The sequence below is a fragment of the Paraburkholderia sp. MM5496-R1 genome (assembly GCF_050436205.1).
GTDB lineage: Bacteria > Pseudomonadota > Gammaproteobacteria > Burkholderiales > Burkholderiaceae > Paraburkholderia > Paraburkholderia tuberum.
Window position 1 is genome coordinate 3811621 of the sequence record NZ_JBNDLT010000002.1, and the last position, 17638, is coordinate 3829258.

At 59.9% G+C, this 17638-nt stretch carries 15 protein-coding genes and 1 tRNA gene; 9 read left to right on the top strand and 7 right to left on the bottom strand.

From position 1 onward, the window contains the following. Positions 1 to 94: 94 nt before the first annotated feature. The 4 genes from pheT to OKW38_RS24805 all read left to right on the top strand — a co-directional run bounded on the left by pheT (position 95) and on the right by OKW38_RS24805 (position 3624). Positions 95 to 2530, top strand: a complete 2436-nt coding sequence (gene pheT / locus OKW38_RS24790; RefSeq protein ID WP_429363430.1) for a phenylalanine--tRNA ligase subunit beta — start codon at positions 95 to 97, stop codon at positions 2528 to 2530. Between the two features lie 69 nt (positions 2531 to 2599). Further along, positions 2600 to 3016: an integration host factor subunit alpha gene (locus tag OKW38_RS24795; protein WP_090800976.1), complete on the top strand. Its 417-nt coding sequence runs from the start codon at positions 2600 to 2602 to the stop codon at positions 3014 to 3016. Between the two features lie 39 nt (positions 3017 to 3055). Continuing rightward, positions 3056 to 3472, top strand: a complete 417-nt coding sequence (locus OKW38_RS24800) for a MerR family transcriptional regulator (protein WP_187610899.1) — start codon at positions 3056 to 3058, stop codon at positions 3470 to 3472. A 75-nt stretch (positions 3473 to 3547) separates the two neighbouring features. Next, positions 3548 to 3624: transfer RNA gene (locus tag OKW38_RS24805), tRNA-Pro, on the top strand. Positions 3625 to 4401: 777 nt separating this feature from the next. On the opposite strand, the gene OKW38_RS24810 is transcribed toward OKW38_RS24805, so the two are convergent. The 3 genes from OKW38_RS24810 to OKW38_RS24820 all read right to left on the bottom strand — a co-directional run bounded on the left by OKW38_RS24810 (position 4402) and on the right by OKW38_RS24820 (position 6666). Then, on the bottom strand, positions 4402 to 5019 hold the full coding sequence (locus OKW38_RS24810) for a hypothetical protein (protein ID WP_429335006.1): 618 nt from the start codon (positions 5017 to 5019) through the stop codon (positions 4402 to 4404). 178 nt (positions 5020 to 5197) lie between these two features. Continuing rightward, positions 5198 to 5431: a hypothetical protein gene (locus OKW38_RS24815; protein WP_429335005.1), complete on the bottom strand. Its 234-nt coding sequence runs from the start codon at positions 5429 to 5431 to the stop codon at positions 5198 to 5200. A gap of 485 nt (positions 5432 to 5916) precedes the next feature. Beyond that, the gene (locus OKW38_RS24820; protein ID WP_429363432.1) at positions 5917 to 6666 is read right to left on the bottom strand and encodes an IS6 family transposase; all 750 of its coding nucleotides are present in this window, start codon (positions 6664 to 6666) and stop codon (positions 5917 to 5919) included. Positions 6667 to 7001: 335 nt separating this feature from the next. Here OKW38_RS24820 and OKW38_RS24825 point away from each other — a divergent pair, with 335 nt between their 5' ends. The 5 genes from OKW38_RS24825 to OKW38_RS24845 all read left to right on the top strand — a co-directional run bounded on the left by OKW38_RS24825 (position 7002) and on the right by OKW38_RS24845 (position 12181). After that, positions 7002 to 7751 (top strand): IS6 family transposase, encoded by a 750-nt coding sequence (locus OKW38_RS24825; protein ID WP_429363432.1) that lies wholly within the window; start codon positions 7002 to 7004, stop codon positions 7749 to 7751. An 821-nt stretch (positions 7752 to 8572) separates the two neighbouring features. Further along, positions 8573 to 9481 (top strand): 3-keto-5-aminohexanoate cleavage protein, encoded by a 909-nt coding sequence (locus tag OKW38_RS24830; protein WP_429334999.1) that lies wholly within the window; start codon positions 8573 to 8575, stop codon positions 9479 to 9481. Continuing rightward, positions 9478 to 10365, top strand: a complete 888-nt coding sequence (locus OKW38_RS24835; protein ID WP_429363434.1) for a carbon-nitrogen hydrolase family protein — start codon at positions 9478 to 9480, stop codon at positions 10363 to 10365. Before OKW38_RS24830 ends, OKW38_RS24835 begins: the two co-directional genes overlap by 4 nt. Before the next feature lie 110 nt (positions 10366 to 10475). Further along, a complete protein-coding gene (locus OKW38_RS24840) occupies positions 10476 to 11069 on the top strand; it encodes a carboxymuconolactone decarboxylase family protein (protein ID WP_429334997.1) in 594 nt (197 codons plus the stop codon). Between the two features lie 113 nt (positions 11070 to 11182). Then, on the top strand, positions 11183 to 12181 hold the full coding sequence (locus tag OKW38_RS24845; RefSeq protein WP_429363436.1) for an NAD-dependent epimerase/dehydratase family protein: 999 nt from the start codon (positions 11183 to 11185) through the stop codon (positions 12179 to 12181). 242 nt (positions 12182 to 12423) lie between these two features. Here OKW38_RS24845 and OKW38_RS24850 read toward each other — a convergent pair whose 3' ends face one another. The 4 genes from OKW38_RS24850 to OKW38_RS24865 all read right to left on the bottom strand — a co-directional run bounded on the left by OKW38_RS24850 (position 12424) and on the right by OKW38_RS24865 (position 17588). Continuing rightward, entirely contained in the window at positions 12424 to 13812 is a 1389-nt protein-coding gene (locus OKW38_RS24850; RefSeq protein WP_429363438.1) for an MmgE/PrpD family protein, read from the bottom strand. A 421-nt stretch (positions 13813 to 14233) separates the two neighbouring features. Further along, a complete protein-coding gene (locus tag OKW38_RS24855) occupies positions 14234 to 15724 on the bottom strand; it encodes an aldehyde dehydrogenase family protein (protein WP_429363440.1) in 1491 nt (496 codons plus the stop codon). 42 nt (positions 15725 to 15766) lie between these two features. After that, on the bottom strand, positions 15767 to 16516 hold the full coding sequence (locus OKW38_RS24860) for an alpha/beta fold hydrolase (RefSeq protein WP_429363442.1): 750 nt from the start codon (positions 16514 to 16516) through the stop codon (positions 15767 to 15769). A gap of 271 nt (positions 16517 to 16787) precedes the next feature. Then, the gene (locus OKW38_RS24865) at positions 16788 to 17588 is read right to left on the bottom strand and encodes an SDR family NAD(P)-dependent oxidoreductase (RefSeq protein WP_429363444.1); all 801 of its coding nucleotides are present in this window, start codon (positions 17586 to 17588) and stop codon (positions 16788 to 16790) included. Positions 17589 to 17638: the final 50 nt, after the last annotated feature.

The following is a 17638-nucleotide window of genomic DNA, read 5'->3' on the forward strand; positions in this document are numbered from 1 at the left end:
CCCGGCAGAGCTCGCTGAACCGGCGCAAGACCACCGGGCTTTACGAAGCATCTGCCGGACGTGGACCTAACCTGATCACAACGTACACAGAACCATGCAATTTCCGGAATCCTGGCTCAGAACTTTTGTCGATCCGCAACTGACCACCGACGAGCTGTCGCACGCGTTGACGATGGCGGGTCTCGAAGTCGAAGACCTGCGGACGGCCGCGCCGCCGACCTCGAAGATCGTCGTCGGCCAGGTGCTGGAAGTCGTCAAGCACCCGGATGCGGACAAGCTCAACGTGTGTCAGGTCGACGCTGGCACCGGCGCGACGCTCAACATCGTGTGCGGCGCGCCGAATGTTGCGCCCGGCATCAAGGTGCCGGTCGCGCTGGTCGGCGCGCAACTGCCGCCGGCCGAAGAGGGCGGCGCACCGTTCGCGATCAAGCTGTCGAAGCTGCGCGGCGTGGAAAGCCAGGGCATGCTGTGCTCGGCGCGCGAGCTGAAGCTCTCCGAAGATCACAGCGGTCTGATGATCCTGCCGGAAGACACGCCGATCGGCCAGGACATCCGCGACACGCTCAATCTCGACGACACCGTTTTTGAAATCAAGCTGACGCCGAACAAGGCCGACTGTCTGTCGGTATTCGGCGTCGCGCGAGAAACGTCGGCGATTACCGGAGCGCCGCTGCGTCCGCTCGAAATCAAGCCGGCTCCGGTCACGCTCAACGAAACGCTGCCCGTGAAAATCTCCGCGCCCGATCTGTGCGGCCGTTTCTCGGGCCGCGTGATCCGCGGCGTCAATGCGCGCGCGAAGTCGCCGCAATGGATGGTCGAGCGTCTCGAGCGCTCCGGCCAGCGCAGCATTTCCGCGCTCGTCGACATCTCGAACTATGTGATGCTCGAGCTGGGGCGTCCATCGCACGTGTTCGATCTCGACAAGATCCACGGCGGCATGGACGTACGCTGGGGCCGCAAGGGCGAAACGCTGAAGCTGCTGAACGGGAACACGGTCGAGCTCGACGAAACGGTCGGTGTGATCGCCGACGAGCAGCATATCGAAAGCCTCGCGGGCATCATGGGCGGCGACAGCACCGCGGTCACGCTCGACACCACCCACATCTATCTCGAGGCCGCGTTCTGGTGGCCCGACAGCATTCGTGGTCGCTCGCGCAAGTACAACTTTTCGACCGATGCAGGCCATCGCTTCGAGCGCGGCGTCGACTACGCGACGACCGTCGATCATATCGAGCGCATCACGCAGCTGATCCTCGACATCTGCGGCGGCGAAGCGGGTCCGGTCGACGATCAGATCGTCAATGTGCCGAAGCGCGCGCCCGTGAAGATGCGCGTTTCGCGCGCGAACCGCATCATCGGCGTCGCGATCGGTGTCGATGAAATCGCGCAGATCTTCACGCGCCTCGGCCTCTCGTTCGAGCGTGACGGCGATACGTTCTCGGTGATGCCGCCGTCGTACCGCTTCGATCTCGAAATCGAAGAGGACCTGATCGAAGAGGTCGCGCGTATCCACGGCTTCGAAAAGATTCCGGCGCGCCCGCCGGTCGCGACCAGCGAAATGCGCGCGACCAACGAGACGCAACGCTCCATCCACGCGATCCGTCATGCGCTCGCCGCGCGCGACTACGCGGAAACGGTGAACTTCAGCTTCGTCGACGCGGAGTGGGAGCAGGACTTCGCAGGCAACAGCAACCCCGTGCGTCTGATCAACCCGATCGCGAGCCAACTGTCGGTGATGCGCACGACGTTGTTCGGCAGCCTGATTCATGTGTTGCGCACGAATCTGAACCGTCGCGCGGCGGACCGCGTGCGCGTGTTTGAAGCAGGTCGCGTATTCCTGCACGATCCGTCGATCAAGGCCGGCGAGCTGACCGTCGAAGGTTTCGCGCAGCCGAAGATGATCGGCGCGCTCGCCTATGGGCCCGCGCTCGACGAGCAGTGGGGCGCACCGACGCGTGCCGTCGACTTCTTCGACGTGAAGGGCGACCTCGAAGCGCTGGTCGCACCGGCGCTCGCGCGGTTCGTACAGGCCGAGCATCCTGCGCTGCATCCGGGACGCAGCGCGCGGATCGAATTGAATGGTCGCGCAGTGGGCTGGATTGGCGAATTGCATCCGCGCTGGATGCAAAAATATGATTTGCCGCATGCGCCGATTCTGTTTGAAATCGAAGCGGAAGCATTAATGCAACGGGTATTGCCGATTCCGTCGGAAGTTTCAAAATTCCCGCCGGTACGACGTGATATCGCGGTGGTCGTCGATCAGAAAATCGAGGTTCAGGCGCTGCTCGACGAGCTTCAGAAGGCCCAGTCCGAACCGGCCTGCAAGGCTGTCCAGAAGGTTGCACTTTTCGACGAATTTCGTCCAAAATCAAACACTTCCGGTGGTCTGGCCTCGCACGAGAAAAGCCTTGCGTTCCGGGTGACCTTGCAAGATACTGGCGGAACCCTTCAGGATGAAACGGTCGATCTGGCTATTCAAACTCTGGTGGAACGTCTAGCTCGAGTATATGGCGCACGGTTGCGCGGATAACCCGCATTTAACAATTGCACGGCTGTTTCCGCATCCATTGTTTTACGCTTGGCGCGCCATTTGATAGATATGAATGAAATGAACTCGAGTGATTTCGAAGCCCTTCTTACGGCGCAACGCAGCGCCATGATTCGAGATATTCCGACATCATCCGCCGTCGTTTCCAATGAAACGCCGACACTCACCAAGGCGGAACTTGCCGAGTTGCTGTTCGACAATGTCGGGCTCAACAAGCGGGAAGCGAAGGACATGGTCGAGGCTTTCTTCGAGGTGATCCGCGATGCGCTCGAGAGCGGCGACAGCGTGAAGCTGTCGGGCTTCGGCAACTTCCAGTTGCGCGACAAGCCGCAGCGTCCCGGCAGAAATCCGAAGACGGGCGAGGCGATTCCGATTGCGGCACGTCGCGTGGTGACGTTTCATGCAAGTCAAAAACTGAAGGCGCTCGTCGAAAACGGCGCCGAAGCGAGCTTCTCGCGCGCTGATTGACTGGCGCGCTTTCGGGCAACCCATCACGGCTAACTGACGATGACAGCGACGATCGAAAAAGTCGTCTTGCCTCCGATTCCGGCGAAGCGGTACTTCACGATTGGTGAGGTCAGCGAACTTTGTGGGGTAAAGCCTCACGTGCTGCGTTACTGGGAGCAGGAGTTCACCCAGTTGAGGCCGGTCAAGCGGCGCGGCAATCGTCGGTATTATCAGCATCACGAGGTGCTGCTGATCCGGCGGATTCGAGAGTTGCTGTACGAGCAGGGTTTTACGATCAACGGGGCGCGCAACCGGCTCGATTCGCATGGCGGCGGTGGGCCGGATGCGGTGCTCGAAGAGGGTGAGGCTACCGCTGGAGTCGCGGGTCAGGTGCAGGCATCGGCGGCAACGGTTGCGGTCGATGTCGAGAAGTTGCGCCAGGAACTGCAGAACGTAATCGATCTGCTGGGCCACTAGTTCATGGACTTGTTCGCTTTGTTCGTGTCGAGCGGTTCTAATCGAATGAAGTGTCTGTTATAATTTTCTTCTGTTCGGGGCGTAGCGCAGCCTGGTAGCGTACCTGCATGGGGTGCAGGTGGTCGGAGGTTCAAATCCTCTCGCCCCGACCAATAGATATAAGGCTCTCATGGCTTCGGCTCTGAGAGCCTTTTTCGTTTGGAGCCGATTTTGCCCCCACGTTTGCCCCCACATGACGACCGGCTCTCGCGGGAACGGAATGGAATTTCGGGTAGCGTTGAGGGGCCGGCCGCGTTCGTTGCTCACGAGCTTGAGGCTCGTATATCAATGCGCGAACTGTGCCAGCGACAACCTGTTTACCGGTAAGGCAGTCCCATTTCTGACGGCTTGGGGGCTGCCAGCCGTCCAAATGTGGGTCGGCGGAGCAGCAGTTCGTTCGCTTAGGAAAACCAGGGATGCGTGTTGGATACTGGCGCGGCATATCGATACCTGCCCGAGGGAATCTCTATGAGCGGATGCGGTTGCAGCTTATGGGGGCGGATTCAACCGGTGGATGCAATAGTTTGCCGGCTCGTCGGTGCGGTCATTCGTGTGTTGCTGCGTGGCGCCCATCGCGAACGACCGGTTCCACGTGAAGGGACGTGCCTGCCGGCCCTGTACGTTTTGACGGCGTCTCGGCTCATGCGGTTGCATGCTGCGATTGGTTGCCGTGACTGGATGGCTGCGCGACGACACCGACTACTGTCGTAGTATGCTCTGCGAATACAATCGGCGACGGGGTGATTTCGCCAGCGCGCCCTTCAATAAGTTGACAATACCCACCGCGCGTCTGGTTGATCGCCGGCAGGAACTTGAGACGTAGGTCGCCAAGCCCGCGCTCGACTTGAACGACCGGATGGCGTAGCGTGCGGCGCTATTTCGGGGTTGCGCTAAAAAGGCGGCAAGCTCAATCGTCCGGCTGGCGCCGAACCGACAACCACGTCCCCGCCGGACAACCGAGCCAATAGCCGCTCCACACGCGGCCGCGCCACCGCCAACGCAGTCCCGATCCCGCCCACCAGCCCCACCCCGTACAAGGCTAGGAAGCCCGTATAGGACATCGCCGGGGCGATAAGGCGCGCCACGCCTACAAAAGACGCATAGAGCCACGACACCGAACTGATGGCCCCCAACAAGACGCATATCGTCGCCGCCCGACGTGGGCGACGCTGCGGTGTGGTCAGCATCGGAAACGCGACTCGATGCAGCAGCAAGCCGTTCGCCGTCAGCAGGCATACCACTGTCAGCTTTGCAGCCAGCTTCGGCTTGGAGACCAGCACAGCCACGTGTAAGCCGGTGCCAAGCAGGATCATAGCGACGCCCGTTATCCAGAGCAGGCCGAGCAACCCTGCAATGGTACGTCCGGTGGTTTCCAGTCTGACGGCATCAATGCGCCGAGCTGTGAGCAGCGCCACGTCTTCCCGCAACACGCGCACGATGGCGAAGGCGAAGGCGAGGGTGTGGCTATACAACAAGAGCTGGCGAGCGGTGATGGTTAGCATGTTCATGACGGGCCTCACTTCCTTTTGAGGGTCTCGCCGACCGACTCCTGGCAGGCGGTGGGTGATCGTCTTTGCGGGTCGCGGCCTTCCATTTTCCGACCAGAGCCCACTGTGCCGACGGTTGCATTTAACGGCTTGCCGACTCGACCGTTCAAGGCGTCAATCCGGCTGGTGAGCGTGGCGGCTACTGCTCGACAAAGCTTCGCGAATCTGGCCAGCTCGATTTCTCATATGCGGCTGTCGATTCATCGTCCGTGCGAGCCGTTGGACTGCCATGGCGCAGTGCCAGGCCGTACAGTTCGTCAAGCTGCTTGTCTGTCGGGTATTCGAGCGCTGAGCCATACGTACGGGTGAGGGCGTCGAACGCTCTGGCTTCCGCGTCGGCAATCGTGGCGAACAGCGCCTCGTCCTTCGACATGAAAGCCACGGCCTTGACTGCGACCCGTTGGGCGCGTCGGGTAGCCATCGGGGTCAGTTCTTGAACCAAAGGCGCGGCCAAGGAACTTCAGCAGCCGGTCGCACGCGCCATTCCTTTCCGTTGCCGCGGCCTTCAACGCGTCCTGCATATCTGCTTCGGCCTGGCCCGTGGCGCGCTGCGCGGCCATTGAAGCCTGACTCCCCGTATGGTCTTCCGGCAGTTCCGGGCGCTTCGTTGCGGACACAACCAACGTCAACAGTTTTGCGAACTCGCTCATGGTAGGTCTCTCGTAGGGTCTTGTCGTTTTTTGATAGTGCAAGGAAGATGATAGATGGGCCATATGTTTTTAGTATGCACCTTGGAAAAAGCCTGTTCCGTTGTGTTGGAAAACGAACATAACGAGGGCAAGTACAAAAAGGTTCTAGGGTATTGTCAACTTATTGAAGGGCGCGCTGGCGAAATCACTCAACATAAGGATTACTAATTTATGGGGCAATGCGATCCAGCATCGGATTGCCCGTTACGGTTTCCCACGCCTTGACCGCATGCTTGCGGGCCTGCCGTTTCTGTTGCGCGTTCGCGTTGTAGCGGCAGTGCATGAAGAGGTTGCTTACCTGAGCATGGACCGACGTGAATCGTTGTAGATGGCGCGCCGACTTGAAGCGGCGCATCACCTTCTCGCGCACGCGTGTGGGCTGGTGGGAATTCTCCGCCCGGTTGTTCAGTCCTTTGTGTTGCCGATGCTCGACTTTCAGGCCCAGTTCGTTGTTCGCCGCCGCGTAGCTGCGCAGCTTGTCCGTGACGATCACGCGTGGGCAGCCGTGGCGCCTGAGCAGCTTGCGCATCAGCCGTTCGGCCGCCGCCTTGTCGCGGCGGCTCTGCACCAGCACATCGAGCACTGCGCCGTGCTGATCGACAGCCCGCCACAGCCAATGCTTCCTGCCGTGGATCGTCACGACCACCTCATCCAGATGCCACTTGTCGCCGCGACCCGGCGCTGTCGAACGGATACGCTTCGCGACCGCCAGACCGAACTTCGTCGCCCAGCACCGCACCGTTTCGTACGTAAGCTCGATTCCCCGTGCCGCGAGCATCTCCTCAACCATGCGCAGGCTGAGCGGGAACCGGTAGTACAGCCACACCGCGTAGCTGATGATGTCCGGCGGAAATCGATAGCCCTTGAACGAAATCGGCGCCTCGGCCGACAGCAAAACGGAAACGGAAGCTTTCTTCATGCCCCATTATATTCGTCGACCCCCGCGCCAACTTGACAATACCGTCGCGCCCGTTCGGCGCAGATCGTGAGGGGTCCACCGTCCGCCTGGCAAGATGAGCGCGTCGATGTGCTGGCTGCGGTGCTGCAACGGCGTGCCGCTTGCCGCGCCTTGGCGGTCATAGATCTGCTTCGTAATGGACTTGGAACAGACTGGCCCGTCGTGCCGGGCGGCCGGGAAGAGCCAGTGCCGCCGAGTTCGAGCAGCGCCCGCATCTGGGTCTTGGCGAACTCGCTTAGGTAGATCGTGTGCTGGTATTGTCAAGTTGGCGCGGGGGTCGACGAATATAATGGGGCATGAAGAAAGCTTCCGTTTCCGTTTTGCTGTCGGCCGAGGCGCCGATTTCGTTCAAGGGCTATCGATTTCCGCCGGACATCATCAGCTACGCGGTGTGGCTGTACTACCGGTTCCCGCTCAGCCTGCGCATGGTTGAGGAGATGCTCGCGGCACGGGGAATCGAGCTTACGTACGAAACGGTGCGGTGCTGGGCGACGAAGTTCGGTCTGGCGGTCGCGAAGCGTATCCGTTCGACAGCGCCGGGTCGCGGCGACAAGTGGCATCTGGATGAGGTGGTCGTGACGATCCACGGCAGGAAGCATTGGCTGTGGCGGGCTGTCGATCAGCACGGCGCAGTGCTCGATGTGCTGGTGCAGAGCCGCCGCGACAAGGCGGCGGCCGAACGGCTGATGCGCAAGCTGCTCAGGCGCCACGGCTGCCCACGCGTGATCGTCACGGACAAGCTGCGCAGCTACGCGGCGGCGAACAACGAACTGGGCCTGAAAGTCGAGCATCGGCAACACAAAGGACTGAACAACCGGGCGGAGAATTCCCACCAGCCCACACGCGTGCGCGAGAAGGTGATGCGCCGCTTCAAGTCGGCGCGCCATCTACAACGATTCACGTCGGTCCATGCTCAGGTAAGCAACCTCTTCATGCACTGCCGCTACAACGCGAACGCGCAACAGAAACGGCAGGCCCGCAAGCATGCGGTCAAGGCGTGGGAAACCGTAACGGGCAATCCGATGCTGGATCGCATTGCCCCATAAATTAGTAATCCTTATGTTGAGTGATTTCGCCAGCGCGCCCTTCAATAAGTTGACAATACCGGCCTGCCTAGTGCTCAGAGACTTGCGAACGAATTCGGTCAAACCTTTGATGACGCGGAACCGAATAAATTGGACTTGCCGGATTTGCGACGCGAATTTGTTGGATTCGCAGAAGGGTGAGATTGGCACACGTTGCGCCCGTTGCGAATGGCTGCCCTTCAAAGCCGCCGTTGCAGCTAGACTGGGCCGAAGGTCACGCCGCTGACCGTCGTGCCATCACTGGGCGGCACCGACCTGGAATAGTGCGGCCGAACCCTACAACCTGAATCCGCAGGGGGAATAGACTCCAAACCACTTTCCGACCAACGATCGCAAAGACGTCGCGCCTGTATTCATACAACGCTCCTTTTTCTTGCACGCAAGGATGGCGGCCAATCGCGAGTGAAAAGACGTGCCTAGGCGTGCGCCAACAACGGCTGCCAGGAATTCGGTCAGTCTAAGGGTAAACATATCCCGAATCATGACATAGTTATAACGATTTGGCAGTTTATCTGGATCTTCGCCTGGGTGTGCGCCTTTTCCCAGCTTGGACTTGATGCCCATCAGTCCGCCGCTCCCGGCAAATGTAGCCACTCCAATCAACCTCGTGGTTAACGATATAGGCCGCGCCGCACGGTCGTAATCGCCCGTGCTGGTTGGGGCGACGCGCCTCGAGTCGCGACGCCGACCGGGCGTTTCCGATTGCAGGTTGACAATTCCAAGTGTGCGTGCGTAAATATATCCCGTATAATGACATTTCACAATTAATTGTCGAGGCGGCTATGCAACAGAAAGTGATTTTGACTTGTGCGGTAACAGGTGGAGACGACACGGTGCCGAAATTTTCGGCGGTCCCGTTCAAGCCAAACCAGATTGCAGATGAGGCGATCCAGGCCTGCGAGGCGGGCGCGGCAATCGCGCATATTCATGTGCGCGACCCCGAGACCGGTAAGCCCAGCATGGGACTGGAGTTGTATCGCGAGGTGGTCGAGCGCATTCGCGAGAGTGGAAGCCCAATCATCATCAACCTCACCACGGGCCCGGGAGCGCGCTTCATACCGAGCAGTAGCGAGGCCAACACAGCTGCTCCGGGCTCCAATCTTCGAACCCCGGAAGAACGTGTTCGCCACATCCTTGCGCTCAAGCCCGAGATCTGCAGTCTCGACATGGGTAGCCTGAACTTCGGAAAGGGTGCTCTCATCAATGTGCCGGCCCACATCGAGGCGATCGCGGCAGAGATCCGGCGCGCAGGCGTGCTCCCCGAGTTGGAAATTTTCGATACCGGGCACCTTGCGCTCTCTCTGGATATGATCAAACGTGGCGTGATTGACCGCAACGCCATCTTCCAGCTTGTTATGGGCGTGCCTTGGGGTGCCCCGGCCGTCACTGAAGCGTTGAGTGCCATGAAGAGTCTTCTGCCACATGACAGCACATGGGCAGCGTTCGGGATTGGTCGCTCCGAGTTCCCGATGGTTGCTCAGGCTTACCTGCTGGGCGGCCATGTTCGGGTCGGCCTCGAGGACAACCTTTACATAGAAAAAGGCGTGCTCGCTCCTGACAATGCCTCACTGGTAAAGAAGGCTCGGACCATCCTCGAGATGCTTGGCGCAACTTTGGCAACTCCAGACGAAGCCCGGCAGATTCTGGGAATCGGCCAGGCCAAAACAGACGCCCCGGAGCCTGTGAAATGACCTCCAGTCTTTCGATCGCGTGCGTGCAGGTATCTCCGAACGGTGACCGTCATTCAAACATCGAAGAGGCTGTTGCTGGAGTGCGTCGTGCAGCAGCCAACGGCGCAACACTGATTACGTTGCCAGAATATGCTGCACAGTTGCACTCGAGAGGCCGAGTCATGCGCGATGGTGCCGGCTCAGACGAGAACGACGAGGCACTGGCCGCATTCAGTGCAGTGGCACGCGAATGCCAGTGCTGGGTGTTGGTGGGATCGCTGACGATGCGCGCTAGCAATGACAAGATCTACAACCGGTCGTACCTGTTCGCCGATGACGGGTCGGTCGCTGCCAGTTATGAAAAGCTACACATGTTCAATGCGACGTTGCCGACTGGACGCGTGATAAACGAAGGGGCGTTGTATGAGGCGGGGTCGCGTGCAGTAGCAGCGGAGACGCCATGGGGCCTTCTCGGTCTGACCATCTGCTACGACTTGCGATTTCCGCATCTCTACCGGGCGCTGGCTCAAGCAGGGGCGAAAATAATCGCCGTTCCGTCAGCTTTCACACGCGCCACCGGACAGATGCATTGGCACGCATTGCTCAGAGCGCGGGCCATCGAAAACGCGTGCTACATCATCGCTCCGGCGACGTGCGGAACTCACCCGGAAGATCATTCGACATTCGGTCACTCGTTGGTTGTTGACCCCTTCGGGACGATTGTCCTGGAGGCAGGCGATGAGCCCGGTGTTTTCCAGGCAGAGATTGACCTGTCGCAAGTTGACGTTGCGCGGGCGCTGATCCCTTCACTCACGCATGATCGGCCATTTCAGGTCGATGTCGTATCCAGAAACCTGGGCAAAGGTGTGGTGGTGAGTGGCTTCAATGATAGCCGTCGTACGTGAATGGCCTTTGCGGAAGCCAGTTTGGATGACAGGCGGCGAACCCGCGGCGAATATGCTTCGCGGCGAGTCGTTGACGCCGCCGAGAACGTCTAACAGAGCGAGACTTTGATATGACTGAATCCGTAATGCGTTTTCCACCCTTGGAGCGCAGCGCCATGACGGAGCGGCAGAAAGCGGTGGCCGACGAGATTGCTGCAGGACCGCGAGGGTCACTTAAGGGACCGTTCCTTGTCCTGATCCACAATCCCGAACTGGCGAGTTGTGTGCAGACGGTGGGGGAACATCTCCGGTTCGGCACGGCGATTCCAAAAACGTTGATTGAACTGGCCATCCTCGTCGTTGCCCACCGTTGGAACTGTCAGTATGAGTGGTTTGCTCACGCCAGGATAGCGCGGGAAGCCGGGGTCAAGGAAGAAATGATCTCCGAACTTGCCGTCGGAAAAATGCCGAGCTCAATGAGTCCAGACGAAGCGCTGGTTCATCGGTTTAGCGTGGAAACAGCATGGGACGGTCGACCGGGTGAAGCCGCTCTCGATAGAGCAGAGGAGCGTTTCGGGCGTCCCACGGTTCTGGACCTCATCGCGATAGTCGGGTATTACACGATGCTTGCCATGGTCCTCAATGCCGCACAGGTTCCGGTGCCCGAGCACCCCATCGAACTGCAGAAAGCTGCATCGATACGCCCGATGACGCAGGTCGGTTGACCGAGCCTGGAAAGTCCACGTGTGAGATTGCTGCGAAGCGTTTGATAAAACCATTGAAAGAGCGCTTGGCGATACGAACCTTGAATTCATCTCGAATAGCATAGGAGACGACGATGCCGGCGGTTTCTGGAGGAAAGTTTGTAGTAGTAGGCGGAGCGAGCCTTCTCGGATCTCACATCGGTGAGTTACTGCTGGAGGCAGATGCTCGCGAAGTCGTCTTGCTGGATAACCTGGCCCTCGGGTCTCCCGACAATATTCAGTCGCTTCTGGCGGATGAGCGCTGCACGTTTGTGCGTGGCGACATCTTGCGTCTTAACGAACTCTTTGACCCCTTCACCTCTGCGGATGGCGCCTTCAATGTGGCCGGATTCCTGACGGCACCGATCGCCGCGAATCCGTGGATGGGCGTTGACGTGAACGTTCGCGGCGCACAGAACGTACTTGAAGCGTGCCGCTTGCAGGGCGTCAAGAAGATGATTTTCAGTTCGTCGACCGGTGTCTACGGCGGTCTGGGTGACGAACCCAACGACGAAAGCTCGCCTCTTCGCTGGGGCGACCTACCTCCCGCTCTTGTCCTTTACTGTACTTCGAAGGTAATGGGAGAAGGGCTCGCGCGCCTGTATCAACAGCGTTATGGGCTTGACTTCGTGGCACTGCGCTATTCGGCGATCTACGGCGAGCGACAACACAAGCGAGCCATTGATGCGACTCGGATGGTTGAGGCGTATGAGCGAATTCGATCGGGCCAGCCTCCCGTTATCCAGGGCGATGGAAACCAGTTGCAGGATTACGTGTACGTCGGCGACGTGGCACGGGCAAATTTGCTCGCCATGGAAAGCGATGTAAGCGGTGAAGGCATCAACATTGCGACGGGTGTGAACACTTCGCAGAGGGAAATCGTTGATCTCATGATCAAGTCCTGCCGGACCGACCTGAAGGCCGAATACCGCGATGACGCGACGAAGAAGGGGTCGCCCGCCACAAGGCCGGTTTTCAGTCGTGAAGCAGCGGCACGTCTGCTTGGCTGGGAGCCGGGCGTTTCGATCGAGGAAGGGATCTACCGGCTGGTCGAGTGGCTGGATAAGGAGCGAACTTCATCCAGGGCGGTCTAGCGTTAACGAGGCATTCGTGAAGCCGGTCGCTGCCGGCTTCGTTGTCCATTCTGCGATGAGGCGCTGGGCAATCCGGAGCCTCGCTGGCGGCACGGGCGCGAGACTGGCGTAAAAACAACTGGAGCGCCGACGGCCGGGCGGGAGGCGCTCCCTCTAGCTGGTCAAAAAATACGGTTTGCCTCGCTGGCATTGGCGCGGACCCTATCCCGCCACATATCAGGACATTCCGCGCCGGGATCTGCTTACGCCAGGCACCGAAGCAGTTCGGTGACGTCATCGAGCGATTCGAGCTGACGGACCATCTGCTGCACCTTTTCAATCTGGCCAATCGACGGCGGCGTAGCGGCGAGAGCCGCACAGTTGGCGAACTTTCGCATGATGTCCTCCCAGGACATGGGCGCCTCAGGGCTTCCCGGCACCTTGGTGCCAATCTGACTGAGTCGCCGGCCGTCACGTGCGATGATCTCGACCTGTCCAAGAGGAAGTTCCATCTTCCAGTCAAAGGCGGGGTCGGCGATGGGGATGACCTTCTTCGAGACGGCAAGGACCTCCGGGCTGTGCAACGCGTTACCGGTGAAATCCGCGATCGTCACGTCGCGACGCACCGCCGCTACCGCTACCAGAAATGGCAGGCTGAACTTGGCGTCCACGAGTGTCGCAGGAGCTCGCCGGGAATCGAGTGGGCTGCACATGATCTCGTGATAATCGCCCACGTGGACGCGAATTTCCTGAATGTCTTCCGGCCGCAGGTTGTTGGCGGTGACCAGCTGGATTGTCGCGTAAATATGACTATGTGAAGGACCGACCGCCGGCCACGGTTTGTAAAGCGTGGTGTTGCCCATATAGTCACTGCCCAACCCTTTCAACAGGTTCTCGCGATCGTATCGGCCACCGAAGTAGGTCTTGAAGAATCCATACTCTCCTTCAAACGCGGTCTGTGTGCCTACGACTCCCTTTTCAGCCAGCAGGGCGGCAACCACCGCAGCCTTCGCCGAAAATCCCGCGTAGATGCAGCGCAGGTCTCCGCCGATTCCATAAACGACGTCCATGGTACCGGCCGATTGCATGGATGCCACGCTCAGCGCGTTCGCCATCTGGGTACGGGACAGTCCGAGAAGCCGTCCCGCGGCAGCGGTAGCGGCGAACACGCCCAGCACTGTCGAGATGTTCCAGTCTTTACGCCAGTCGATATTGCGGCGCATGCGTGCAAAGATGTCCTGCCCCACGGCGATCGCCGTGATCATTTCGCGGCCCGACACACCACCTCGACGCTCCGCAATGGCGAAAGCCGCGGGAAGAATCGAACTCGTTGCGTGGGCGCCCCATGGGGTGAGGTCGTCGAAATCCAGGCAGTGTGCCATTGCACCGTTTGCGAAGGCCGCCCACGCGGCGGGAACGCGGTCGGCAAAACCCAGCACCGAACTCTCGGGCCGGCCGCCGTTTTCCCGAACAACATCGATAACGGTGCGAGCGACGGGCTCGACGCCACTCGCCGCCAAAGTGACACCGATCAGGTCGAGAAGACTCTTCTTTGCGGCATCGACCGCATCCGCGAGAATGCTTTCATATCGCGCGTCGACGCTGAAGTTGGCGAGGTCGAAACCAAGGTCTTGGAAAGTGGGTGTGGTCATTGTGTTGTACAAAAACGTTGAGCGGCTTCGTCGGAAAGAAACCGTGGTTCGTGCGCTCTTGCCGATAAGCCGGAGCAGCAGCGTGACAGAGCAAATCGGGCGCGCGATGGACGCGTCCGGCTTCCCTTAGGTGCATGGCAGCGTACATCAGAGCTCGCGGCGCGACAGGGCGCGACTTAGTCGCAGAATGTCAGGCAGCCCGAAATCGCCTACGTTCGGAAGACGTTCGCCGGTCGCGCTAGCTACTTTAGCCGCTATGCACAGGGCGCTTGACCTCTCACGCAGGAGCGCTGCCAGCGCATCCTCAAGCACCTGCCGGTTGGCGTCCGAGAGAGCGCCTCCCTGGATAACTTCGTGAGCTTGCGACACGTTGCCCCCTCCATTTGCTTTTTCCGGATAAAGGCCTGATGCAGACGTCGACCTATCCGATATTCATGTACACGACCTTTTCATACAGGAATCCGTTGACATGCTCAGGACCGCCTTTCCAGCCGTAACCACTCATCTTGTAACCTCCGAATCCAACGCCGGGGTCCAGCGCGCCATAGCAGTTCACCCAGATCGTTCCCGCCTTGATCCGTTGCGACATCTGGTGGGCGGTGGACAGGCTTTGCGTCCATATTCCGCCTGCCAGACCGTAAGTCGTGTCGTTCGCGATCCTGATTGCGTCGTCAGCATCGTCGAACGGAATCACCGAGACAACCGGGCCGAAGATTTCTTCCCGGGCGATCCTCATATCGTTGTTCACGCCTGCGAAGATGGTGGGCTCGACGAAATAGCCTGCCTCCAGGTCTCCAGCAAGCCGTTTCCCGCCGCTGGTGAGTGAGGCCCCTTCCCTGGCGCCGATGTCGATGTATTCGAGCACGCGGTCGAGTTGCTTGCGCGACACAAGGGGACCGAGGTTGACAAGCGGGTCGAGGCCGTTGCCGACCCGCAGTGTTTGACTGAATTCCTGGAGTTTCGACACGAACTCGTCCTGAATACTGCGTTGAACGAGCAGACGCGTTCCCGCCGTGCAGATCTGTCCGCTGTTGCCGTACACCGCCATGGCCGCTCCGGGCACGGCGATATCGAGATCGGCATCGGCAAACACGATGTCTGGCGATTTTCCTCCGAGTTCGAGTTGCACGCGTTTCATGTTGCCAGCGGACGCTTCGACAATTTTTCGACCTGTTTCCGTCGAACCGGTGAACGCTACGCGATCTACGTCCGGGTGGGCCGCCAGCGCCGCACCAGCTCCCGTTCCAAAGCCAGTGACGACGTTGACGACTCCGTCCGGCACGCCGGCTTCGAGTAGCAATTCCGCGACGCGCAGGGCGGTCAATGACGCGTCTTCAGCTGGCTTGAGGACTGCGGTGCAGCCTGTGGCAAGCGTTGGCCCCAGGATCCACCACTGGCTGACGAGCGGCGCATTCCAGGGGATGATGCCGCCAACAACACCGACAGGTGCCTTGATCTTGAGCGCGGTGAATTGGCCCGCAAAGGAGGTGGGCGCAGATTCGGTGGTTGCCGCGCGGGTCTGCGACGCATAGAACAGTATCGCTTGGGAGACGAAGGTCTTAAGCGCCTTCGTGCGCGACAGCGGTGCGCCCATGTCGAGAGTCTCGAGCAGTGCGAGTTCGTCGAAGTTCTTTTCAATCACATCGTGCACACGCAGCAGCAGGCGCTGTCGGTCATAGGGCGTCCAGCGGCTCCACTCGCCTTCGAAGGCGCGCCGTGCCGCGGCGACTGCTTCATCGATGTCGGTCTTGTCGCCCTCGGCCAGGCGGGCAATGACTTCCCCCGTCGCCGGGTTCACCGTATCGAATTCCTTGCCCGATGCCGACGGCCGCCATTTACCGCCGATCAACAGGCCCTTGGATCCACCGATAAAATCGGAGCGGGGAATATCAATCTTCTGCGTCGCATCCATGAGTTGCCTCGAATATCGTTAATAAAGAGCAATGCTTGTTCGTCAAGCGAAAAACGTCCTGAGTGCACCGGCAAGAGACGCGGGAGCTTGCACAGACGGAATGTGGCCGCCGTCGATTTCCAGAAATTGCGCGCCGTTCACGCGCTTGGCAATCACTTCGATGTCTGCGGAACGTCGAACCAGGTCGTCGCGGCCGGAGATGAACACGGTGGGACAGTCAATCGTTTCCAGCACGCCCTCGAAATTGACGTTCGTCAGAGCCCGAAGAATATGTGCGTAACTGGTTGGATCGTTACAGAGAAACCTTGCTACGTAGGCCTCGTACGCCTGCTTGTCGGCACGAAGAAAGTCGGGATATGAGCGCCCGAGGGCGGACTCGACGACACCACGCATGCCCTTCGCGTCGGCCAGCATGGCGCGTTCACGCAAGACTTCTCCACTGCGGCCGGTGGCGTCTGTCGGCGGATTGATCGCAGCCAGGCGATGGACGCGCTGCGGAAAGCGTGCGGCAAGCGTGAGTGCAAGGCATCCGCCAATCGCAACGCCAGCGACATCCACTGCCTCGGTCACCGCAAGATGATCCAGCAAGAGAACAATGTCGTCGGCGAGTGTATCGAGCGTAATCGGTTCACGAATCTTCTCGGAGCCCCCGGAACCGCGCGCGTCGCATCGGATGATCCGCTGGTCCGTCGGCATGTGTTCAAGCACGGGGTCCCAGCTTTCGAGTGAACCGCCCATCTCGTGCAGCAGCAACAAGGGGCGGCTGCGGTCACCGGTTGAGGTGTAGCGCATGGACGCGCTTGGGAGGCGTACCCACCGAGGATTTGTGGAAAGGGTTCCGAGTGAGTCAGTAGGCGTCATTTTATGTACCGCGCACGGAATGCGACGGCCCTGGTAATCGTAATTCACGTGTGCGATGCCCGGAAGCGAATCATCGCGGTGGGTTCGCGCCGCTTGATGGCCAGTGCGCCGCGCACCTCGTTAAGCTCATTACTGGCGCGGGCGGGCGCCGAAGGTCGTTTCTCGCCACTTCAGCCGATGCGGCCCGGCGCGTCACAACCGGTCAACGCGCTACTTCAGCATCATCGCGCGGAGCACTGTGCCCTGAGGAAAGCGCGACCTGACCACCGTCGATGTTCATGATCAACCCGTGAACATGGCTGGCGTCCGGGGATGCCAGAAACAGGACCGCACTGGCTTGCTCTTCGGGCTGTGCGGCATGGCCCAACGGAATGCGCGGTTCGCGCACGGCATAGTGCTGCGGATTCTTCGCAAAATCAGCCTTGGAAAGGTTGCTCCATGTCATGCCGGGACAGACGGCATTCACCCGAATGTTGTACTGGCCCCAGTCTACGGCGAGTGCTTTGGTCAGCCCCACTACAGCATGTTTCGACGCCACATACGACGCCGCATTCGGGAAACCGACAAGCCCTCCAATCGATGCGATATTGATGATTGCGCCCGCGCGGCGGGGAATCATCGATCGCGAAGCCACCGCCTGCGCCCAGTAGAAAGTGCCGTCCAGGTTGATCGACATGACCTGTCGCCACTCCTCGACCGACACTTGAGCGGTCGGTCCTCGCCGGACGATGCCGGCGTTGTTCACGAGGACGTCGATACGACCAAAGGCCCGCAGAACTGCGTCAACGTGCTCGTTGACCGTCGCCGGGTCGCTCACGTCACCCGTCAATCCCATCACGCGGCCGCCTTCCGACTCGATGGCTTTCACGGTTGCCGACACGGCATCCGGCGTGATGTCGGTAATGACGACCTGCGCACCTTCCCGGGCAAAGGCCTTTGCTGTGGCCAGGCCAATGCCGCTAGCAGCGCCTGTGACAACGACAATCTGATCTTTGAAACGCATGTGATGTCTCCTTTAACAAACTATTACCCGCAGCGGCCGGGTTCTCCGAG